Annotated in this window: 14 protein-coding genes and 1 tRNA gene; 5 read left to right on the top strand and 10 right to left on the bottom strand. The window is 50.5% G+C overall.

The genetic code is table 11. The features are described from left to right. Positions 1-82 precede the first annotated feature (82 nt). From gltB to ACEWL3_RS09255, 7 genes are all read right to left on the bottom strand, one after another. Positions 83-4639, bottom strand: a complete 4557-nt coding sequence (gene gltB / locus ACEWL3_RS09285; RefSeq protein WP_386182479.1) for a glutamate synthase large subunit — start codon at positions 4637-4639, stop codon at positions 83-85. Between the two features lie 5 nt (positions 4640-4644). Then, positions 4645-5067, bottom strand: a complete 423-nt coding sequence (locus ACEWL3_RS09280) for a GFA family protein (protein WP_386182481.1) — start codon at positions 5065-5067, stop codon at positions 4645-4647. After that, a complete protein-coding gene (locus tag ACEWL3_RS09275) occupies positions 5060-5494 on the bottom strand; it encodes a GFA family protein (protein WP_386182483.1) in 435 nt (144 codons plus the stop codon). Before ACEWL3_RS09275 ends, ACEWL3_RS09280 begins: the two co-directional genes overlap by 8 nt. After that, the gene (locus ACEWL3_RS09270) at positions 5487-5924 is read right to left on the bottom strand and encodes a GFA family protein (protein WP_386182485.1); all 438 of its coding nucleotides are present in this window, start codon (positions 5922-5924) and stop codon (positions 5487-5489) included. The genes ACEWL3_RS09275 and ACEWL3_RS09270 overlap by 8 nt, the downstream gene beginning before the upstream one ends. Positions 5925-6067: 143 nt before the next feature. After that, on the bottom strand, positions 6068-7501 hold the full coding sequence (locus ACEWL3_RS09265; RefSeq protein WP_386182487.1) for an NAD(P)-dependent oxidoreductase: 1434 nt from the start codon (positions 7499-7501) through the stop codon (positions 6068-6070). A 156-nt stretch (positions 7502-7657) separates the two neighbouring features. Then, positions 7658-8464 carry an undecaprenyl-diphosphate phosphatase gene (locus tag ACEWL3_RS09260; RefSeq protein ID WP_386182489.1) on the bottom strand — a complete coding sequence of 269 codons (807 nt, stop codon included), beginning with the start codon at positions 8462-8464 and terminating at the stop codon, positions 7658-7660. Next, positions 8464-9450 carry a complex I NDUFA9 subunit family protein gene (locus ACEWL3_RS09255; RefSeq protein WP_386182491.1) on the bottom strand — a complete coding sequence of 329 codons (987 nt, stop codon included), beginning with the start codon at positions 9448-9450 and terminating at the stop codon, positions 8464-8466. Before ACEWL3_RS09255 ends, ACEWL3_RS09260 begins: the two co-directional genes overlap by 1 nt. 173 nt (positions 9451-9623) lie before the next feature. On the opposite strand from ACEWL3_RS09255, the gene ACEWL3_RS09250 reads away from it, so the two are divergent. The 4 genes from ACEWL3_RS09250 to ACEWL3_RS09235 all read left to right on the top strand — a co-directional run bounded on the left by ACEWL3_RS09250 (position 9624) and on the right by ACEWL3_RS09235 (position 12978). Further along, a tRNA-Leu gene (locus tag ACEWL3_RS09250) sits at positions 9624-9709 on the top strand. A 179-nt stretch (positions 9710-9888) separates the two neighbouring features. After that, complete coding sequence (locus ACEWL3_RS09245) at positions 9889-11124, top strand: tyrosine-type recombinase/integrase (RefSeq protein WP_386182493.1); 1236 nt, start codon at positions 9889-9891, stop codon at positions 11122-11124. 238 nt (positions 11125-11362) lie between these two features. Further along, positions 11363-12184 (top strand): fatty acid desaturase, encoded by an 822-nt coding sequence (locus ACEWL3_RS09240; protein ID WP_386182495.1) that lies wholly within the window; start codon positions 11363-11365, stop codon positions 12182-12184. After that, complete coding sequence (locus tag ACEWL3_RS09235) at positions 12172-12978, top strand: hypothetical protein (RefSeq protein WP_386182497.1); 807 nt, start codon at positions 12172-12174, stop codon at positions 12976-12978. The genes ACEWL3_RS09240 and ACEWL3_RS09235 overlap by 13 nt, the downstream gene beginning before the upstream one ends. Here ACEWL3_RS09235 and ACEWL3_RS09230 read toward each other — a convergent pair. The 3 genes from ACEWL3_RS09230 to ACEWL3_RS09220 all read right to left on the bottom strand — a co-directional run bounded on the left by ACEWL3_RS09230 (position 12975) and on the right by ACEWL3_RS09220 (position 17564). Continuing rightward, positions 12975-13943, bottom strand: coding sequence for a hypothetical protein (locus ACEWL3_RS09230; RefSeq protein ID WP_386182499.1), 969 nt, complete (start codon positions 13941-13943; stop codon positions 12975-12977). The genes ACEWL3_RS09235 and ACEWL3_RS09230 overlap by 4 nt on opposite strands. Before the next feature lie 444 nt (positions 13944-14387). Next, positions 14388-15389 (bottom strand): cytochrome P450, encoded by a 1002-nt coding sequence (locus ACEWL3_RS09225; RefSeq protein ID WP_435000779.1) that lies wholly within the window; start codon positions 15387-15389, stop codon positions 14388-14390. Between the two features lie 774 nt (positions 15390-16163). Next, entirely contained in the window at positions 16164-17564 is a 1401-nt protein-coding gene (locus ACEWL3_RS09220) for an ATP-dependent nuclease (RefSeq protein WP_386182503.1), read from the bottom strand. Positions 17565-18064: 500 nt separating this feature from the next. Here ACEWL3_RS09220 and ACEWL3_RS09215 point away from each other — a divergent pair, with 500 nt between their 5' ends. Beyond that, positions 18065-18619 carry a hypothetical protein gene (locus ACEWL3_RS09215; protein ID WP_386182505.1) on the top strand — a complete coding sequence of 185 codons (555 nt, stop codon included), beginning with the start codon at positions 18065-18067 and terminating at the stop codon, positions 18617-18619. Positions 18620-18663: the final 44 nt, after the last annotated feature.

The following is an 18663-nucleotide window of genomic DNA, read 5'->3' as shown; positions in this document are numbered from 1 at the left end:
GCGAAAAACCGACGCATCTGACTTCCCTCGTCACCGACCAGACCGATTGGCGGTCTGGTCGGACAACACGTTATACCAAAAACTATTCCGCAGGAATCGCCGATTGGTCATTGCTGAGTGGCGCAGGAAGGTGCGCCAACATCTCTTTCGGGCAGACCTGCAAAAAGTGATGCTTTTCCGTGTCCCAGTGCTGCAAGATATCGGCGGCGCGTCGGCTTCCGGTCTCTTTTAGGTGCATTTTCAGCATTTCTTCGACTTGGTTCAACCAAAGATCAACAGTGACCGGACAGGTCACAATCGTTTCACGGTTCATCAACGCCACCGCACGACCCTTTGGATCATAAAGATAGGCCATCCCGCCGGTCATGCCTGCGCCAAAGTTCGCGCCAATTTCACCCAGGATCACGGCAACCCCGCCGGTCATATATTCGCACCCGTTGCTGCCACAGCCTTCGATCACAACTTTTGCACCCGAATTTCGGACCGCAAATCGTTCTCCTGCACGGCCCGCAGCAAAGAGGTAGCCCGCGGTCGCCCCATAAAGAACGGTGTTACCGATAATGGTGTTATCGGACGCCACAATCGGGCTCGCCATTGTCGGTCGTACGACGATGGTGCCGCCAGACAACCCTTTGCCGACGTAATCGTTCGCGTCACCCGAAACTTCCAGCTTTAGACCCTTGGTGGCAAAAGCCCCCAGCGATTGACCCGCTGACCCCGTCAACTTGATGGTCAGGTGATCAGGTTGCAACGAATTGTTCATGCCGAACTTGCGCACGATATGGCTCGATGTTCGGGTGCCCACGGTGCGATGCGTATTCTGAACGGCATAGCTCAGTTGCATCTTTTCCCCGTCTTCAAGGAATCGCGCCGCATCACGGACAATCTTGGCATCCAATGTATCGAGCACTGCATTGCGCGGCTTGTCGCGGTCATAGACGTTTTCATGCGCGCCATCGACAGTGATCAACAGCGGATTGAGGTCCAGATCATCCAGATGCGCTGACCCTCGACTCACCTGCGTCAAAAGATCGGCACGGCCAATCACGTCGCCAAGTGACCTGGCACCGATGCTCGCCAATATCTCGCGCACTTCGGTGGCATAAAAGGTAATCAAATTGACCACCTTGTCGGCATTGCCGGTAAACTTTTCGCGCAACGCCTCGTCTTGCGTACACACACCAACGGGGCAGGTGTTCGACTGGCACTGACGCACCATAATACAGCCCATCGCAATCAAGGCTGCCGTCCCGATGCCGTATTCTTCGGCCCCCATCATCGCCGCCATAACGATATCGCGCCCAGTCCGCAGTCCTCCGTCCGTGCGCAGCGTGATCCGGTCGCGCAGGTTGTTCATGCTCAGCACCTGATGCGCCTCTGTTAGACCCATTTCCCACGGCAGACCCGCATATTTGATGCTTGTCGCGGGGGATGCACCTGTGCCGCCGTTGTGACCAGATATCAGGATAATGTCCGCCTTGGCCTTGGCCACACCTGCGGCAATCGTCCCTACGCCGCTGGATGCGACCAATTTCACCGTCACCTTGCAGCGCGGGTTGATCTGCTTGAGGTCATAGATCAACTGCGCCAAATCCTCGATCGAATAGATATCGTGGTGCGGCGGCGGTGAAATCAGCGTCACGCCCTTGGTTGAATGGCGCAGACGTGCAATCAGTTCGGTAACCTTCATCCCCGGCAATTGCCCCCCCTCACCGGGCTTCGCCCCTTGCGCGACCTTGATCTCCAACTCCTCGCATTGGTTCAGGTATTCGGCGGTAACACCAAATCGCCCCGATGCGACCTGTTTAATCTTGGCAGATGGGTTATCGCCATTCGGTTCCGGGGTGAAATGTGCCGGATCTTCGCCGCCCTCACCACTGTCTGACTTTGCACCAATGCGGTTCATCGCAACATTGAGCGTCTTATGCGCTTCAGGGCTGAGCGCCCCCAGCGACATACCCGGCGTCACAAACCGCTTGCGGATTGATGTGATGCTCTCGACCTCTTCGAGGCCAATGGGCGCACCCAAAGGCTTGATGTCCAGCAGATCGCGCAGATGGATCGGCGGGTTCGACTTCATCTTTGCCGAATACTGCTTCCACATCTCATATGAGGCTCTGTTACAGGCCATTTGCAGCATATGCATGGACGACGCTTCCCAGGCATGCGTCTCGCCTGAGGTGCGCGCTTTGTAAAAGCCCCCGATCGGCAGGACAACGCCATCGCCTTGCCAGCCCTTTGCATGAACAGCCTCTGCTTTGCGTTGAATGCCGGTGACGCCGATGCCTGAAATACGGCTGGTCATGCCGGGGAAATATTCCGCAACCATCGCCCGGCTCAATCCGACCGCTTCAAAGTTAAGCCCGCCGCGATAGGACGAAATCACACTGATCCCCATCTTGGCCATAATCTTTAGCAGACCCTGATCAATTGCCGTGCGATACCGATGAACAGCCTGTGTTAGAGACACATCAAGCAATCCGCGACCGATCCGGTCCGCCAATGAATCTTCGGCAAGATAGGCATTCACAATGGTCGCGCCGCAGCCGACGAGGACGGCAAAGTAATGCGGATCAACACATTCCGCAGACCGCACATTCAAAGAACAAAACGTCCGCAGGCCATTGCGCACCAGATGCGAATGCACCGCACTTGTGGCCAGAATCATCGGCATGGCCACACGGCCCTCGTCGCTCATTTGATCGGTCAGGACCAGATGCCCGGCACCCGACCGCACCGCATCCTCTGCTTCGGCTCTAATACGGGCCAATCCATCGCTCAGATGCCCGACACCGGGTTCAAACGAACAGTCAATTGTTACCAGATCAGCGTTAAAATGCTGCGTGATTTCGTCAAACTGGGCATTGCCCACGAAAGGGCTGTCCAGCACTAGAATTTCGGTCTGGCTGCTGTCTTCGTCCAGTACGTTCTTGAGGTTCCCGAACCGCGTCTTCAGGCTCATCACGCGGTACTCACGCAGTGAATCAATCGGCGGGTTTGTGACCTGAGAAAAGTTCTGCCGAAAGAAATGGCTAAGCGGGCGGTACTGCTCTGACAGGACGGCAGACGGCGTATCATCACCCATGCTGGCCAGCGTTTCTTTGGCATCTTCGGCCATTGGGGCAAGGATCTGTTCCAGATCTTCAATGGTATAGCCCGCCGCGACCTGTCTGCGCCGCAATTCATTGCCTTCAAACAATGGCTTTTCCGTCACTGCGCCCAGCGCATCATCAAGTTCGACAATCTTGCCGACCCAGTCGCCAAACGGCTGGTGCGCGGCCATCTTGTCTTTGATTTCGGTGTCGTGAAACAGCTTTCCTTCGCACATATCAACTGCGATCAACTGCCCCGGTCCCAAGGCCCCTTTCTGAACGACGCTCGCCTCGTCCAGCGGCACCATGCCCGCCTCTGATCCGGCAATCAGCATGCCATCGGACGTCACCACATATCGCATCGGGCGAAGGCCACTACGATCAAGACCCGCACAAACCCACCGCCCATCGGTCATCGCCAAGGCCGCCGGACCATCCCATGGCTCCATCACCGAGTTACAATAGGAATACATATCGCGCCACGCCTGCGGCAGCTCGACCGCCTGTTTTGACCAGCTTTCCGGCACCAGCATCGTCTTGGCCATCGGCGCGTTGCGCCCGGCACGCACCAGCACCTCGAACACCGCATCCAGCGCAGCAGAATCGGATGACCCGGCCGCGACAATCGGTTTGATATCACCCGCCATGTCGCCGAACGTGGCCGAAGCCATGCGAATTTCGTGGCTCTTCATCCAGTTCAGGTTGCCCTTAAGCGTGTTGATCTCACCATTATGCGCCAGCATGCGGAACGGTTGCGCCAGCCACCACTGTGGAAAGGTGTTGGTCGAATACCGCTGATGATAAATCGCAAAGGCGCTGATGAACCGGTCATCTTTGAGGTCCGGATAGAATTCCGCCACCTGTTCGGCCAGCATCATACCTTTGTAGATAATGCTGCGGCACGACATTGACGCGATGTACATCTGCGGGACCTGTGCGGCGATCGCGGCCTTTTCGATCCGGCGACGGATCACATAAAGCTCACGCTCAAACGTGTCTTCGTCGACACCCTTCGCGTTGGAGATCAGGATTTGCTCAATCTCGGGCCGGGTCGCATTGGCCTTTTCGCCCAGAACCGAAATATCGACCGGCACATGCCGCCAGCCATAGATATAATACCCCATCCGCAACACTTCGGTTTCAACGATGGTTCGACAGGTTTCCTGTGCTGCAAAGTTTGTGCGGGGCAAGAATACCTGACCAACCGCAATCAGTTCGTCCTCACGCGGGCTATGTCCCGTGCGGCGCACTTGATCATAGAAAAACGGCACCGGGATTTGCACGTGAATACCCGCGCCATCTCCCGTCTTGCCGTCAGCATCAACTGCGCCCCGATGCCAGATCGCTTTAAGCGCTTTGATCCCGTTCAACACCACATCGCGGCTTTTGGACCCGTCGATGTTCACGACCAACCCGACCCCACATGAGGAATGTTCTTCCTCGGGTGAATAAAGCCCCTTTTCGGCCATCATCGCGCGTTTGGCTTCTTCGCGGGCCACCCATTCGTCATCATATTGCGTCTCGGATGCATCAAAATCGCGTGTCATCGGACTTAACTTTCTTCTTCGGGCGCAAAAAGCGCGATTGTCTGTTCGGCGGTCAGACGCTTGTGATCGCCTGACAACGCATACCCCTGCGGGCATTTATCTACGAAAAATTCCATCTTCAGCGGCGCGTCCGCAGCGTTCTCAAACAGGCCCGCCGCGAGGTGTTTTGCATTATCATGCAGCGTGCCATACCAAAGCGTCGATCCGCAGACCTCGCAAAACCCGCGTTCTGCCCAATCAGAAGACCGAAACGACTTTGCCGGGCCTTCGATGGTTTCGCTGCCGGAGTCCGTGGCCAACGACATGAACATCGACGACGTATGCTGGCGGCACATGTCGCAATGACAGGCTCTGACAATGGGGTTTGTTGTGGTTGCAGTGACTTTGATGGCACCGCACAAACATTGACCATTTATCTTTTCACTCATCGGAAATCCCCGCTGTCTCGGGGTTTTTCGCCTGATACTCTGCGGCGGTCGCGCGGCGATGTTGCCCGGCCATCGCCATCGACGCCATCGCTACATCTACATATATCTCGCCTTGCAAAGGCCAGGTCCGACTTTCATCAAACAATCCGGGCATCAAATCATAGGGCGCGCCTTCTTTGTGGTCTCGCATCCAAAGATGGCTACCACATGTTTCGCAAAATGCTCTTTCCGCCAGCTTTGAGGATTTGTAGCGCCGCACTGGGCCCGTAACGCTGACCGTCTCGGGATCGGCCGGAAAACCGGCCCAAAGTGACCCGGACCAGCGTTGGCACATTCGACAATGGCAGACTCCGACCCAACCTGCGGGGGCCTCAAGCTGGATATTCACTGCACCACAAAGACAGCGGCCCTCAATTCGGTCAGCCATCGGAAATGCCAACACTTTCCAGAACCTCGGCTTCGGTCATCTTCTTGCGACGTCCGGCAAAGGAATGGCTCTTGGGTTTGTGATCCACATAGACTTCGGTGGCGAATTTCATGGTTTCCATGCTGTCCAGCGCGCCGACCGACAGGCTTAACAAGCCATGCATCGGGCCTGACACTGTCAAACGCCAGAACATATTTGACCCGCAGGTGCCGCAAAAGCCCCGTTCGGCCCATTCCGAGGATGGATAGGTGCGCAGGGTGTCGGCCTGGGTCCAGGTGATGCCGCCGGGCGGTACATAGATTCCCATCTCAATCCCACCGCTGATTTTGCGACACATGCCGCAATGGCATGCGCCGTATTCGGTTGGTGCCTCAGCAAGCTCAAATCGCGTGGCACCGCATAAACATCCACCTGTTTTTGATCCGCTCATGTCACTTCTCCCTGATGATTGCTTCGCTTAAAGAATTCTTAACCTTCTGGCTGAAAAGGGTCAGCCTTTGTGCCATGCCCGATGGCAGATGATGGTGCCAATACCGACACAATACCGACGTTGCACAGACGCCGATACCATGCTCATTCCGCCGCCATTGCCGCAGGTTCATCCAAACGTTTCAGGATCGCTTCGGCACAATCGCGACCGTCCTTGATGGCCCAGACCACCAACGATGCACCGCGTACAATATCACCCACGGCATAAACGCCGTCCATTGCTGTTGCTCCGGTCACGTAATCAGCTTTGATCGTTCCCCACCGGTTTGTCGGCAGGTCCGGCTCGTTCCAAAGCGTTGGCAGGTCCTCAGGCTCAAATCCCAGCGCCATAATCACCAGATCAGCGTCTTCCACATAATCGGCACCTTCGATCACTTCGGGCGCTTGACGGCCTGACACATCGGGCTGGCCCAGACGCATCTTTTGCACCATCACACCTTTGACCGGGTCGCCGACAAATCCCTTGGGCGCGCTCAACCATTCGAACACCACGCCTTCTTCTTCGGCGTTGGCGACCTCACGCTGGCTGCCGGGCATATTGGCGCGGTCACGGCGGTACAGACATTTCACACTCTCCGCACCCTGCCGGATCGACGTGCGCACGCAATCCATCGCTGTATCGCCACCGCCAATGACAACCACTTTCTTGCCATTTGCGTTCAAACGCCCGGTTTCAAATTCCTCAACCGTATCGCCAAAGCTTTTGCGGTTGCTGGCGGTCAAAAAATCGATCGCGCTTTCGACACCAAAACCTCCGATGCCCGGCGCACGAATTTCCCGTGTTTTATAGACACCCGTCGCAATGATCACCGCGTCATGTTTGGCGCGCAGATCGGCAAACGAAATGTCACGCCCGACATCACAGTTCAGCTCAAACGTCACGCCGCCCTCGGCCAGTTGATCATTGCGGCGCATAACGATGTCTTTTTCCAGCTTGAAACCGGGGATGCCATAGGTCAGCAAGCCGCCCGCACGGTCATAGCGGTCATAGATCGTGACTTGCACACCCTGCCTGCGCAGAACATCCGCAGCGGCCAGACCACCGGGGCCCGCACCAATGATGCCAACGCTTTCATTGCGTTCAACACTGGGCTTGATGGGCTGCACCCAACCTTTTTCCCACGCCGTATCAGTGATGTATTTTTCAACTGACCCGATCGTGACCGTGCCGTGGCCGGATTGCTCGATCACGCAATTTCCTTCGCACAGGCGATCTTGCGGGCAGATGCGTCCGCAAATCTCGGGAAATGTGTTGGTAGCCTGACTGATCTCATAGGCCTCTTGCAAACGCCCCTCTGCCGTCAATCGCAGCCAATCAGGAATATTGTTGTGCAAGGGACAGTGCGACTGACAATAGGGCACACCACACTGGCTGCACCGACTGGATTGTTCCTTTGCCTTGGCATCCGCGTACTCGGCATAAATCTCGTTGAAATCTGTGCGCCGTAGGTTTGGAGGACGTTTCTCGGGCATATCCCGCTCAACGCTCGTAAATTTCAGCATCGGCTGCTTAGCCATGATTCCGCCCCTCAGTCAAACCATTGGATGTCCGGGGTATTACATAAGAGCACAAAGATAAAGGCAGCATTGCTGACCTATATGCCGCTTTATTTCTTCATTGGCTGTGTTGTGGCAAATTTTTGTCCTAAATTAAATCCGATACGGACCTATTTGCTAATATCCGCCGGTCAAAGCCACCAACGCCAACAGGCCCACAACGATTCGCCACCACCCAAAAAGAGCGTATCCGTGCTTGCTGACATAGCCCAGCAGCCACTTCACCACTAAAACCGCGGTGATGAACGCCATCAAAAATCCGACCGCAATCTCACCCATTGCCGAAGCATCCAGGATATCGCGGTTCTTATAAAGGTCATAGGCGAAAGCCCCTGCCATAGTCGGCATCGACAGAAAAAACGAAAACTCCGCCGCTGCGCGTTTGCTCGCCCCCAGCATCAATGCGCCCACAATCGTAGCACCCGATCGCGACACGCCAGGGATCATCGCAAGGCATTGAATAAAACCAATTTTAAGCGCCATCAGCAAGGGAAATTCCATCGCCTCATGGTGTGACGGCTCAGGCGCGACACGGTCCACAAAGATCAGAACAATCCCGCCAAGAATCAGCATCACCGCGATCAGGACCGGTGTTTCAAACAACACTGTCTTGATGAAATCATGCGCCAGAACGCCAATGAAAACCGCAGGCAGAAACGCGATCAGCACCGACAGAATAAACCGCCGCGACTGCGGATCATGCGGGGCAGAACTGAACACAGCCCAAAGACGCGCGGCGTAGATCGTCAGGATAGCAAGGACCGCACCCAGTTGAATCACAACCTCAAAGGTCTTGCCCGCGCTATCAAAGCCAAGAAAGTGGCCAGCCAACAGTATGTGACCGGTCGAAGAGACTGGAATGAACTCCGTTAGCCCTTCCAGCAAACCCAGAAATGCAGCAACAAGCGTGGTCGACTGATCCATCAACTGCGACGCAAGTTCCGGGCAGAATCTTTAATCGCATCAAATTGCCCGGAGGGACGGAACCGCCAAAGGTAGTCGGGCAAGACTGCTGTCATCGAGATAGGGTCGATCCCCAAAGTATCAAATCCCATCGCATCATCGGCCACGACGTTATCGTTTTTGAGGTTCTTTAGTTGGTCACGGGTCAGCATATTATTGGTGAACAATCCAAATGTGACTGCCTGAAGCATGTCAAAACCAAACGCCATCATCCGCGCAATCAGGTTCGGCATATTCAGGATCAACCGGCGACGATGGATCACGTCCAACATCCGCTGCATCAACCCGCGGAATGTATCGACGTCCGGCCCGCCCAGCTCATAAATACCGCCCTTGGCCGCGCCTTTGACACCCATTTCAGCGGCCTCGGCAACATCATCCACATAGACCGGCTGGAACAGCGTATCGGCACCAGCAACAGGCAAGATGGGGCTCATTCGGGTCATTCCTGCAAAACGGTTGAAAAACCCGTCTTCGGGCCCGAACACAATGGACGGGCGCAGGATTACGGCATCTGGCATATGGTCCAGCACACCTGCCTCACCTTCGCCCTTGCTGCGGGAATAGTCACTGTCAGACTCCGGGTGGGCCCCGATCGCTGAGATATGAACCATCCGCGAAATACCGCTCTGCGCAGCAATGCGGGCGATGCGCTCCGGCGCTTCGGCCTGCACTGCATCAAAGACATTCTTGCCATTTTCAACCAGAATACCAACGCAGTTCACGACGGCATCGGCACTCTGCATCGCTGCACGCACAGACGCATCATCCCGCACATTGCACAGGATCGGCTCAACCTGACCAACCACACCGTAAGGCCGCACAAACATCGCCTCGTTTGGGTTGCGCACGGCAACCCGAACGCGCCAGCCCGCCTTGGCCATACGCCGCACAATATATCGCCCGACAAACCCCGATCCGCCATAGATGGTTACCAGCTTTGACATGATGATGCTCCTGCGCGCAAAAAACTCACCAATAGGATGTACCTGCCGCGCCAGCCCCGGACAAGCCGGAATTGCAGTTGGCGAAGTGGCAAAGGTCAGAACCTTCGTATTTCGAGGCAAATTTCCATTGACACACGCCCGCGCCGCGCCTAGATGCACGGCTCACGTGACCTGCCCAGGTGGCGGAATGGTAGACGCGCTAGCTTCAGGTGCTAGTACTGGCAACGGTGTGGAGGTTCGAGTCCTCTCCTGGGCACCACTTTTCCTCAACATAAATGACCATAAAGGCTCAAAATCATTGAGTTTTTCGTCGCTTTCATGTATCACTATGAACATAGTTGAACACTCGATACCCCCAGAAAACTGAGTGATTGGGGGTATCATCGGGGGTACTCTGCCCCAAGCGCGAGGTTGATACCCCCAATGCCCTTAACGGACATGAAAATCAGAAAATCTAAGAGTCGCGATAAGCCGTACAAGCTTAGCGATTCGAACGGGTTGTTTCTATTAGTTAAGCCAAACGGTGCAAAGCTCTGGCAACAGAAGTACCGCCACTTTGGAAAAGAACGACTCCTATCCCACGGTCCATATCCAGGCATCACACTGGCACAGGCGCGACAACGACGAGACGAGGCTCGCGCATTGTTGGCTGATGGTGGTGATCCATCGGTCCAAAAGCGTCTTGATCAGATTGAGGCTGAAACGCAGGCGCGAACCACATTTATTCTCGTAGCTGAAGAATTTATTCAACAAGCTCGTGACCGTGAACTCGCCGAAGCGACGATGCGCAAGAAGATTTGGCATGTGCATACGTTGGCTGAAGTGCTGCATTATAGGCCGATCAATGAAATTACTTCTGCGGAAATACTGCATCTGCTGAAGAAAGTAGAACGTAGCGGACGCCGCGAGACGGCAAAGAAGTTGCGCGGTACACTTTCAGCGATTTTTCGTTTGGCGATTGTTACTCTGCGGGCGGAAAATGATCCAACGCAAGCGGTGAAGGGAGCGTTGCTGCCTGTCAAGGTCACACACCGCTCGGCTATCACCGATGAAAAGGTGTTCGGGCAGTTCCTGCGCGATTTGGATGCATACACTGGTACTGGCGTCATCAAAGATGCGTTGTTGTTTCAAATCCTGACGATGACACGACCTGGTGAAGTGCGTGGTGCAAAACAGCAAGAATTCGACCTTAATGCAGCCACTTGGACTATTCCCGCTGAACGCATGAAGATGCGGCGTGACCATGTGGTGCCTTTATCAACACAAGCGCTTGAGCTGGTTCGGCAAAACTGGATTGATGTTAAGGGCGTGGAGCTGATCTTTCCGTCTCTCAACTCCAACCGGAAATGGCTGTCTGAAAATGCCTTTAACTCCGCCATGCGGCGGATGGGTTATTCAAAGGAAGAAGTAACCGCGCATGGGTTTCGTGCGACAGCCAGCACAATCTTGAACACACATGGGTTTGAGGGAGATGTGATTGAGGCGGCTTTGGCACATCAGGATCAAAACGCCATTCGGCGAACATACAACCGGACAACCTACTGGGATCAGCGCACTGACTTAATGCAGGCATGGGCTGATCTAGTCGAAAAGCTTCGAAACAAGGAATCAGGTTGCAAAGCTGGAGCTGGACGTAAGAGCGGGATTCCAGTTGCTCAAATTATTGACTCATAAACAAAACCTGTTAACTTTTTCAAACTATCAAAAGGAAAACTACTATGACTCAAATAGACATGAAACTCGTTCCGCTAAATCCTATCATACCGGCGAACAACAGCCCTCAGATAGCTATATTGGACGCGTTGCGGAAAGCTGATGTGCCTCTCATTGCTTCACCACTCGCACACGGTTAACTCTAGTGTACTGGCACCTAATAAAAGTAAAGCTCAGCTTTCTTTGGTTGGTCATCTTGATGACGTCCGTGCCGGTACTTGCTTTTTTTGGCCATTTCTCGTTTGCTTGGATTCCGCTGATACTCATGTACCAGGGCTGTCATGAGTTGCAACATGCGACATTCTTCCAGAAGCAAGACACGGCATCTAACAATGTTCTGGGGGCAGTTTGCAGTTCACTTTTTTTCCACAATTTTGAGTTTGTCAGACGGTCGCATGGCCAGCATCACAAAATTGGCCGGATGGACCTACCCAATGCAATGGTTGATCACCCGCAAGGTTTTATGCCGTCGGTCTTCTATTATTTGAATTTAGTAGGTTTCAACTATTTCATGTATATGCTCGCAGCTCCGATCTGGATTCTGAACAAAAGAATTGCAGAGGTAGCATTTGGTGTAAATGGCGCAAATCGCGGACTAGTGTTGATGGGGATAGCTTTAACGCTTGTTTGGATAGTATTCCTCTACAGTACTAATACGTTATCTTCTATCTTGTTATCATATTTCATTTTTTCATTGTATTGGGGTATGATACAGAACTCTGCCCACTACGGCTTAGAGTTCGGCCGTGGCGATGACTATTTGTACACAGCGAAGACCTACAGGGTTCCTGCCGTGCTTCACTTTCTATCTTTCGGCACTCCATTTTCCCATTTCGAACATCACGTTCTGCCGGGCGTTCCGGGCGTGTTACTCAACGAAAAGGTGCACATTTCTGGTGCCATAGACAAATCTGGTATTGAACCTTACTCCAACTACAGTGCGAAAGACTATTTTAAGGACTTGATAGTTCGGCAATGGGCGACACCATACCCAAAAACAAACACTAAATGGAAAAATTAGTATATTTTCAGCACCTATTAAAAAGAGGTTACGCGTTAGCGACCAGCTCAGTTTTTGTATTGATACCAACGGCGATTATCTACGTTATCTCGACTATTGCATCGAATCAGAAAGCTAGCACCGTAGATTTTTCAGAACCGCCACTCAATCTGATAATCTCTGTTCTCGATGATATTGACTTAAATACGGTCGTCTCCCTTACTGGAATTGTATTTTTTCTAATAGTTGGCGTGAAAATCTTCGCCATATTCTTTGCAAGCGAAGATATTTATCGCCTTCGCTTGGGGCACTCCAACAATAGATACATCAAGATCATGTCACTGACAAACTTACTACCAGTTTGGAGATTCACCTTAGCTTATCTTTTCTGGAATATGCTCTTTATCGCGATAGCGATTTTCATTCTTGCTGCGGTCGAAAAGTTAGAGCCAGTCTCAATTGCGTGGACAATATCAATATTACTGGCAGCTGCCCTCTTTCCAGTCTACTATGCTGGTGTTTCAATAATGGGCTTCATATTTGCAGCACAAAGATCCGACGGTGAAATCTCTGACATAAGAAAAAAGATTCACCTTAACATCTATAGAATATATTTATTCTACTGCATTCGGGGCTTTGTTGATCTTGCAACCATGCTGGGTATCCCTATCTTAGTTTTCCGAGTCGTCAACGACCCCGTGCTCTATACAATCACTTGTATCTTGGTACTAACCCCAATTATCCTTATTATTAGAACGACTAGCCAGTACTTCAAAGTGGACATATTCAAACCAGTCAATAGAGAAGTAGGCTAATGCAATGCCCCGCCCATATCTGAAGTTCTAGACGATCCTCCTGCTTTGGCTCTTTCGAAATTGCTCAAAACTTTAACGGCGCGCATTCTTTGTCGATCAACAAAGGCAGATAAATGCGCTGATTGAGGTCTTCTGACTAGTTGTTCTTGTATCTCTAAAAGGCCACCAATTATCAATTTGGCTTCTTGCTCATAGGCTCCACTGAAGTAGACAAAGCTCTCAAGTTCAGCCTCACTACATTCGCTACCTATGTGCTCAAAACAACGCCGCAAAAAATATGTTGCATTTCCGATCAAGTAATCCTCCCTCCAGTCACCTAGATCATCACCCCGCTGCATATAGAAAACAAAAACCCTCAACAGATCAACATCCTGTTCTTCAGGCATGTTTCCGCGTAACAACGAGAGCCATTTATAGGCCTCAACAAATAGAACGGATCGATCCGTAAGGTTCTCAAATTCGGCGCTTTCTGAATGAATTAATTTCGTCGCTCTTAGCCTTTCCTCGGTTTTCATCGCATTTCGGAATTCTGAGAATAACGCTGAAATTGCAAAGTCCGCATTGAAATCTTGAGGCAAATTTTCCGCTGTACCAAATGCATCTGATAGGTGGGTTTTACCTTTAATGAGAAGTTCTGGAATTCCAAGACAGTCAGAAATACTGTCAGATTGGCCGTCACAAATTCTATCCATTGCAAACGTCGCAGCGGCAAGATAAATGTATGCTACCAAAAAGTGATCAAACTGGGTTTTAGTGATAGATACTACAAAAAGACGATCTAAGTATTCTGGATGCTTGCTTCCTAGAGGAAAATTTCTTTCATTCATGCAAAGTGAAAAAAACTCATCCAATCCATCACCAAAGTCGATTCTTAGCCGATGCCGCAATAATGAAAGGATTTCAGAGTCTGTTGGGTAATTCAAACCAAGTGTCTCTCGTTTATCTGGTGTTGGATAGTTAGTCATGCGTATCTATGCCCAAAAATCGTACTACTTAGGGATACGAAGCACAATAAGGTGCTACCAACAATCACCCTGGTCCAACCACTACGGCGTATTATTTAGCGGTCTTTGTATGATTTTCTTGATATTCTCTGCTATGTTCTTTCAAGCAAGAAGGCGGCATTTGGTGATCAGGAGTGTTTGGAGCAAACGCCATGAGGCTTCTGTATCAGTTAATCATTATGGGGAAATCTGCAACTTTTGGTACCAGGGGAAATTCTCTCATTCGCAAGCAAGACAGCTTGCGAATGTCATCGAGGAATATGGGCGTAGATCAAGCATTGACCTATATTTTCGAACTAGGGAAAATTCTAGAGTTATTCGCTTTGCGCTAAACTTTGGAACATTGGAGTTGTGCCGAAACCAGACCATATTGGGTACAAGAGTTTGCTCCTATAAGCTCACCTTTTAGACGGGGCGAGTGATTTCAATTTCACGATGTGGTTCAAGCACCAAATTAAATTTCGGATGTACTGAGTTTCTAAGATTAACTTTGGCAAACTTGCTATCAAAAATTATCTTCATCACAATATCAGAAATTTGCATCACAAACGCCGTTGCGACGCACATCCTTGGTCCCTTTCCAAATGGGAGGTAGTGTTTGCTAGATTCGCATTTTTCTCCTGGAGCAAACCTGTCTGGGTTAAACACATTAGGATCATTCCAATAGCTGTTATGGCGGTGAATTGAAAAAATCGGTATGTAAACAGGGTCTCCTTGTTTTAGATTGAAGCCTGATAGACAAAAATTTTCAGTTACAACTCTACGAATCAAGTATGCAGGAGGATAGAGTCGCAAAGTCTCTTGCAGGACTGCTCTCCGATACTCGGGCGAATGGATGCTATCAAAAGATTGATCAAATAGCCGGTCTCTTTCAGCTGAAAGAAATGAATAGTATGCCCAGGTTAAGAGGGATGCTGTAGTCTCGTAACCTACCAACAGCAAGCCAAGTATCTCGCCGCATATTTGCTCAAGTTCTTGATTACTTTCCCTTTTCTCTTTGACCTCTTGAATCGCTTGGAGCAGGAATTTCCGTGTCTGCGAATCTAAATTTTGACGGTCCTTGTGGTAAGAATCCGGCATCAAAAAGTAACTTAGTCTGAGTCGCGCAACCTCTGTGTTGAGGGAATCCATTTCCGCTTTCAAACATCTATTCTGGTGACTGGTTTTGCCATTAAGGAGGACGCTGCAAAGGATTCGAAATACTAACCACTTAAATTCACTAAATATTTCAATATTATTTACTCCGATCTCTTCCCAGCGATTGAGCATGCTTCTGACGTGATCTTCTAGAAGAGTCTCGTGCGCATTCGGCATGCCAAGTGGTAGAATTTCTCTCACTGAGCGCCGCTTCTTTTCCCAGTGGTTGTCCGTTGTTGTCAGCAAGCCATCACCCCAAATCGGATACACTATTCGCCGGTGCAAGTTCCCATGATGAAAGATGTGTGTGTTCTTAACAAGAACTGAGGATACTAGGTCAGGATCCATAACATAGAGTGGGGATATCTTGAATGGTGCACGCCATACTCCCAATTTGAACGTGGCCCTTGGGAGGAGCAGGGTGGAAATTTTCGATCTAAACACTACGTTGATCCAACGGGGATTCCTTTACCCAATGTTTCAAGAGAATTGGATAAATTCCATTTCTTTTGGTCTCCGAGCACCTGTTCAAAAACCCTCTTTCGAAAACGATAAATTCTCTATTCAAGAACCATCAGAATAGCCAACTTTCTCGATTGTATTTGCCCATTGAAAGAAGCAGAACTAAGGCTCGTGTGAATACTTAGATTTTGAAGCTTCAGGTTGCGCTTCCAATGCCGCAGTTTGAGCTGAACCCCCTGCATTCATCATGATATCAAAGTCTAGACTGAAAAGGTTCATAGCACATAAGACTGAAAAATTCTAGAAGTTACGATATGATCCGGAGTTATAATTGCTCAATAACTGGGAAGGGTTGGGTCACAACACAGCTTTTGGAATTTACTAGAAGTCATCACATCAACAGAGGCAATAAAGGGTCGATCCTTGGCAAGGGGTGGGTCACCAAAGGGGTCAGCATGACCAATAACTCGAATCTACCGCTCGATAGAGCGGTAGATTTGGTTCGAGACCAACAATTAGATACTCACGCAATACAGCCGTATTTTAGAGAAGGCCAACGGAGAATCGAACTGTCCGACCGGATCACTTTTTGAAGTATTGCCGAACTGCTGTGATTGCTGTTGTGGTTTCTTGCCTAAATTCTTCCCGAACCGATTTGTTCTTCTCATCCAATAAACTTGTGAGTTCTGGTCGATCTTTCTTGTACCGAACGTCGTCGGCTGGATGACTCACAAAATGATATTCTCGAAACTGCTCTTGGAGGGACGGGATATGATCGGACAGATTGCCGTCCAAGATGCCAGCAACCTTTGAAAAGCCTAGATCGTTAAGTATGGCAGCTATTGTCCCCATCTTGGTTGCACCGCCTACACCCCAACCATAAAACTCGGCATCAATTTCCAATCCCAGATCGTTCAGGACTTTTGGGAAATACATTACGTCCTCCTGTCCTTCGACGAGCAAGACACCGTCTGACAAGAAGAAGACTTCATTGGCATCAAGGCCAAGAACGTGTGGATTGTTCATGTCAGCGAGTAGTTGTTTTATTCTAGTTCTCGTATCGTCGCTGAGTTCATATATTCCAACTTGACCTTCATGATTAACAACACGAGCAATTTTTGCACCCGCTACAATTGCATTCCAGTCGATGAATTTTGGGGCATGGGTCGAAATTATGATCTGTCTATCCTGAGAAAACTCAACCAACAAGGATAACACTTTTGCTTGAAGCTGCGGATGTAGGGACAGCTCTGGTTCATCAATGAACACGGTCGATCCGGATTCAGAGTCGTACAAGGCATCTACGATAAAGAATACACTGAGAATACCATCGCCCAAACCATCACTGCTGTGGGTATGATCTTTGTTTGAGTACTTGAGGTAGTAATTCCCTTGATCTGTTTGGTCTATCGTCCACACAGGCAGTGGATCCAGCACTTTGCCTAAGATGCCCTCAAAAGCAGTTCGGCGTGCCGGATCATTGTTAATATGAAAAATTCTTCCAGAGAAATCAGTCTGCCCTGCGCGCGTATTGGGAAGATTCTGCGAATTGTTCACGTACGAAGTGCGCTCTGTGTCAGACTTCCCAAAGTATGGTTCGAATTTACGCCGCGATGGCAAAACAAAAACCTGACTCTGCGACGGCGTGGTCGAGTCACCAGAAAAGACGCTTTCACTTCCACCAGATGCGAGTGTTTCGACAACTCTTGCTCGACCTTCATTATCTGTCAACTCAATCTTTACTCGGCCTTCGGCGACAGAATTTCGTTTGCCTTCGCTGAAAGTAGGCGGCTTGTTCTGACGTTGGGTCGCCGCCATAACAGCTTCAGCAACAGTAGACTTTCCTGAGTTATTTGGACCAACAAGTATTGTGAGACCGCTACCCGGAGAGCCATCCGGTTGAGCGAAGTTGAGCTTTTTTTCTTCGCCAAAACCGCGGAACCCGGCGACTTTGAGACTAGCTAGTGCTGGTATTTTAGACATGACATAATACTACCATCGTGAGTGCACCAACGGAACATCCTTTGTGTTGCTGTTATTTCTCGGGGTTCTGGTTTCTAAGATTGTGTTTCCATTGAGGAGCTTCATCCACTGGCCTTATGCGCTGGAAGCATTGGAGTTCGAGAAGTGGTCCGATCTGGGTCACCAACATAAACCGACTGCTTTTCAAATCATGTCATCAGTGTTCTGATGTTTAAGATTGTGATCCACAGCGGAACTTCATCCACTGGCCCTATCTAAGCCCTTCGCAGTACGAGGAGAGAGCGATGAAAGCTTAAGTTACCGTCCACGAAACTGACAGCAGCTCAATACGCCATAAATTTGTTTGGCATAGATATTCAATGTACACTTGTTAGTGCAACCCAATCGAACATTACCTAGGTTATTTTGGTAAGCAGCTATTGCTGCGCCCTGACCATCTCGCGATACTAAGCGATAACCGACAACATGAATTAGCCTTAAATCTTAAATTACGAGCAACTATGGCACGAACAATCAAACTCGATGACAGCTCCGAAGACCACGAGAAAATTCTGGCGTCCTATATTCAGTCAGGTAACCTGAACTTCCTTATTGGATCAGGCGCATCTATGCCTGCTATCAGCGTCGCAGGCGACATCGAAGCAGAGATCAATGATCAGATTACTGCCGGAGCATTCGAGACAGCGAACCTTACTGCCCTACAATTCATTGAGGAAATAGAGGATGCCAATGAGGACATCGTCGCAGAAATTATTGACGGGAAGACCAAGGCCACATTTGATGGGTATGTAGATTTCCTTAGGAATGTCGACCGTATCTTGTTCGAGCGGAAAAACACACTGCTTTCGCGTCAAGCCAATCTCTTCACCACAAACTATGATATGTTTTTCGAACGAAGTGCTGACGCACTCTCTGGTTTCATCCTTAACGATGGGTTTGATCGGGCAACAGGCCTAACAGACGCGTTCAGATTTACGCCTGAGAAGTACTTTGACCGCACCTATAGATCTGGAAGCGTATACAACCATCAAGCTGAGGTGTCCGTCGTCATATAAATTGGGACATCAGAGCGGCTTGAGCATTGGAGGTTCTGGCTCGT

Origin of the sequence: Sulfitobacter sediminivivens, from assembly GCF_042611115.2 — a bacterium.
GTDB classification, from domain to species: domain Bacteria; phylum Pseudomonadota; class Alphaproteobacteria; order Rhodobacterales; family Rhodobacteraceae; genus Sulfitobacter; species Sulfitobacter sediminivivens.
The sequence above is the reverse complement of the archived record's forward strand: the minus strand, read 5'-3'. Positions and strand labels throughout refer to the sequence as shown.

Excerpts from the sequence above, each read along its gene's own strand:
- gltB (WP_386182479.1), bottom strand. The coding sequence starts at position 4,639 with ATGACACGCGATTTTGATGCATCCGAGACGCAATATGATGACGAATGG.
- ACEWL3_RS09280 (WP_386182481.1), bottom strand. The coding sequence starts at position 5,067 with ATGAGTGAAAAGATAAATGGTCAATGTTTGTGCGGTGCCATCAAAGTC.
- ACEWL3_RS09275 (WP_386182483.1), bottom strand. The coding sequence starts at position 5,494 with ATGGCTGACCGAATTGAGGGCCGCTGTCTTTGTGGTGCAGTGAATATC.
- ACEWL3_RS09270 (WP_386182485.1), bottom strand. The coding sequence starts at position 5,924 with ATGAGCGGATCAAAAACAGGTGGATGTTTATGCGGTGCCACGCGATTT.
- ACEWL3_RS09265 (WP_386182487.1), bottom strand. The coding sequence starts at position 7,501 with ATGGCTAAGCAGCCGATGCTGAAATTTACGAGCGTTGAGCGGGATATG.
- ACEWL3_RS09260 (WP_386182489.1), bottom strand. The coding sequence starts at position 8,464 with ATGGATCAGTCGACCACGCTTGTTGCTGCATTTCTGGGTTTGCTGGAA.
- ACEWL3_RS09255 (WP_386182491.1), bottom strand. The coding sequence starts at position 9,450 with ATGTCAAAGCTGGTAACCATCTATGGCGGATCGGGGTTTGTCGGGCGA.
- ACEWL3_RS09245 (WP_386182493.1), top strand. The coding sequence starts at position 9,889 with ATGAAAATCAGAAAATCTAAGAGTCGCGATAAGCCGTACAAGCTTAGC.
- ACEWL3_RS09240 (WP_386182495.1), top strand. The coding sequence starts at position 11,363 with ATGACGTCCGTGCCGGTACTTGCTTTTTTTGGCCATTTCTCGTTTGCT.
- ACEWL3_RS09235 (WP_386182497.1), top strand. The coding sequence starts at position 12,172 with ATGGAAAAATTAGTATATTTTCAGCACCTATTAAAAAGAGGTTACGCG.
- ACEWL3_RS09230 (WP_386182499.1), bottom strand. The coding sequence starts at position 13,943 with ATGACTAACTATCCAACACCAGATAAACGAGAGACACTTGGTTTGAAT.
- ACEWL3_RS09220 (WP_386182503.1), bottom strand. The coding sequence starts at position 17,564 with ATGTCTAAAATACCAGCACTAGCTAGTCTCAAAGTCGCCGGGTTCCGC.
- ACEWL3_RS09215 (WP_386182505.1), top strand. The coding sequence starts at position 18,065 with ATGGCACGAACAATCAAACTCGATGACAGCTCCGAAGACCACGAGAAA.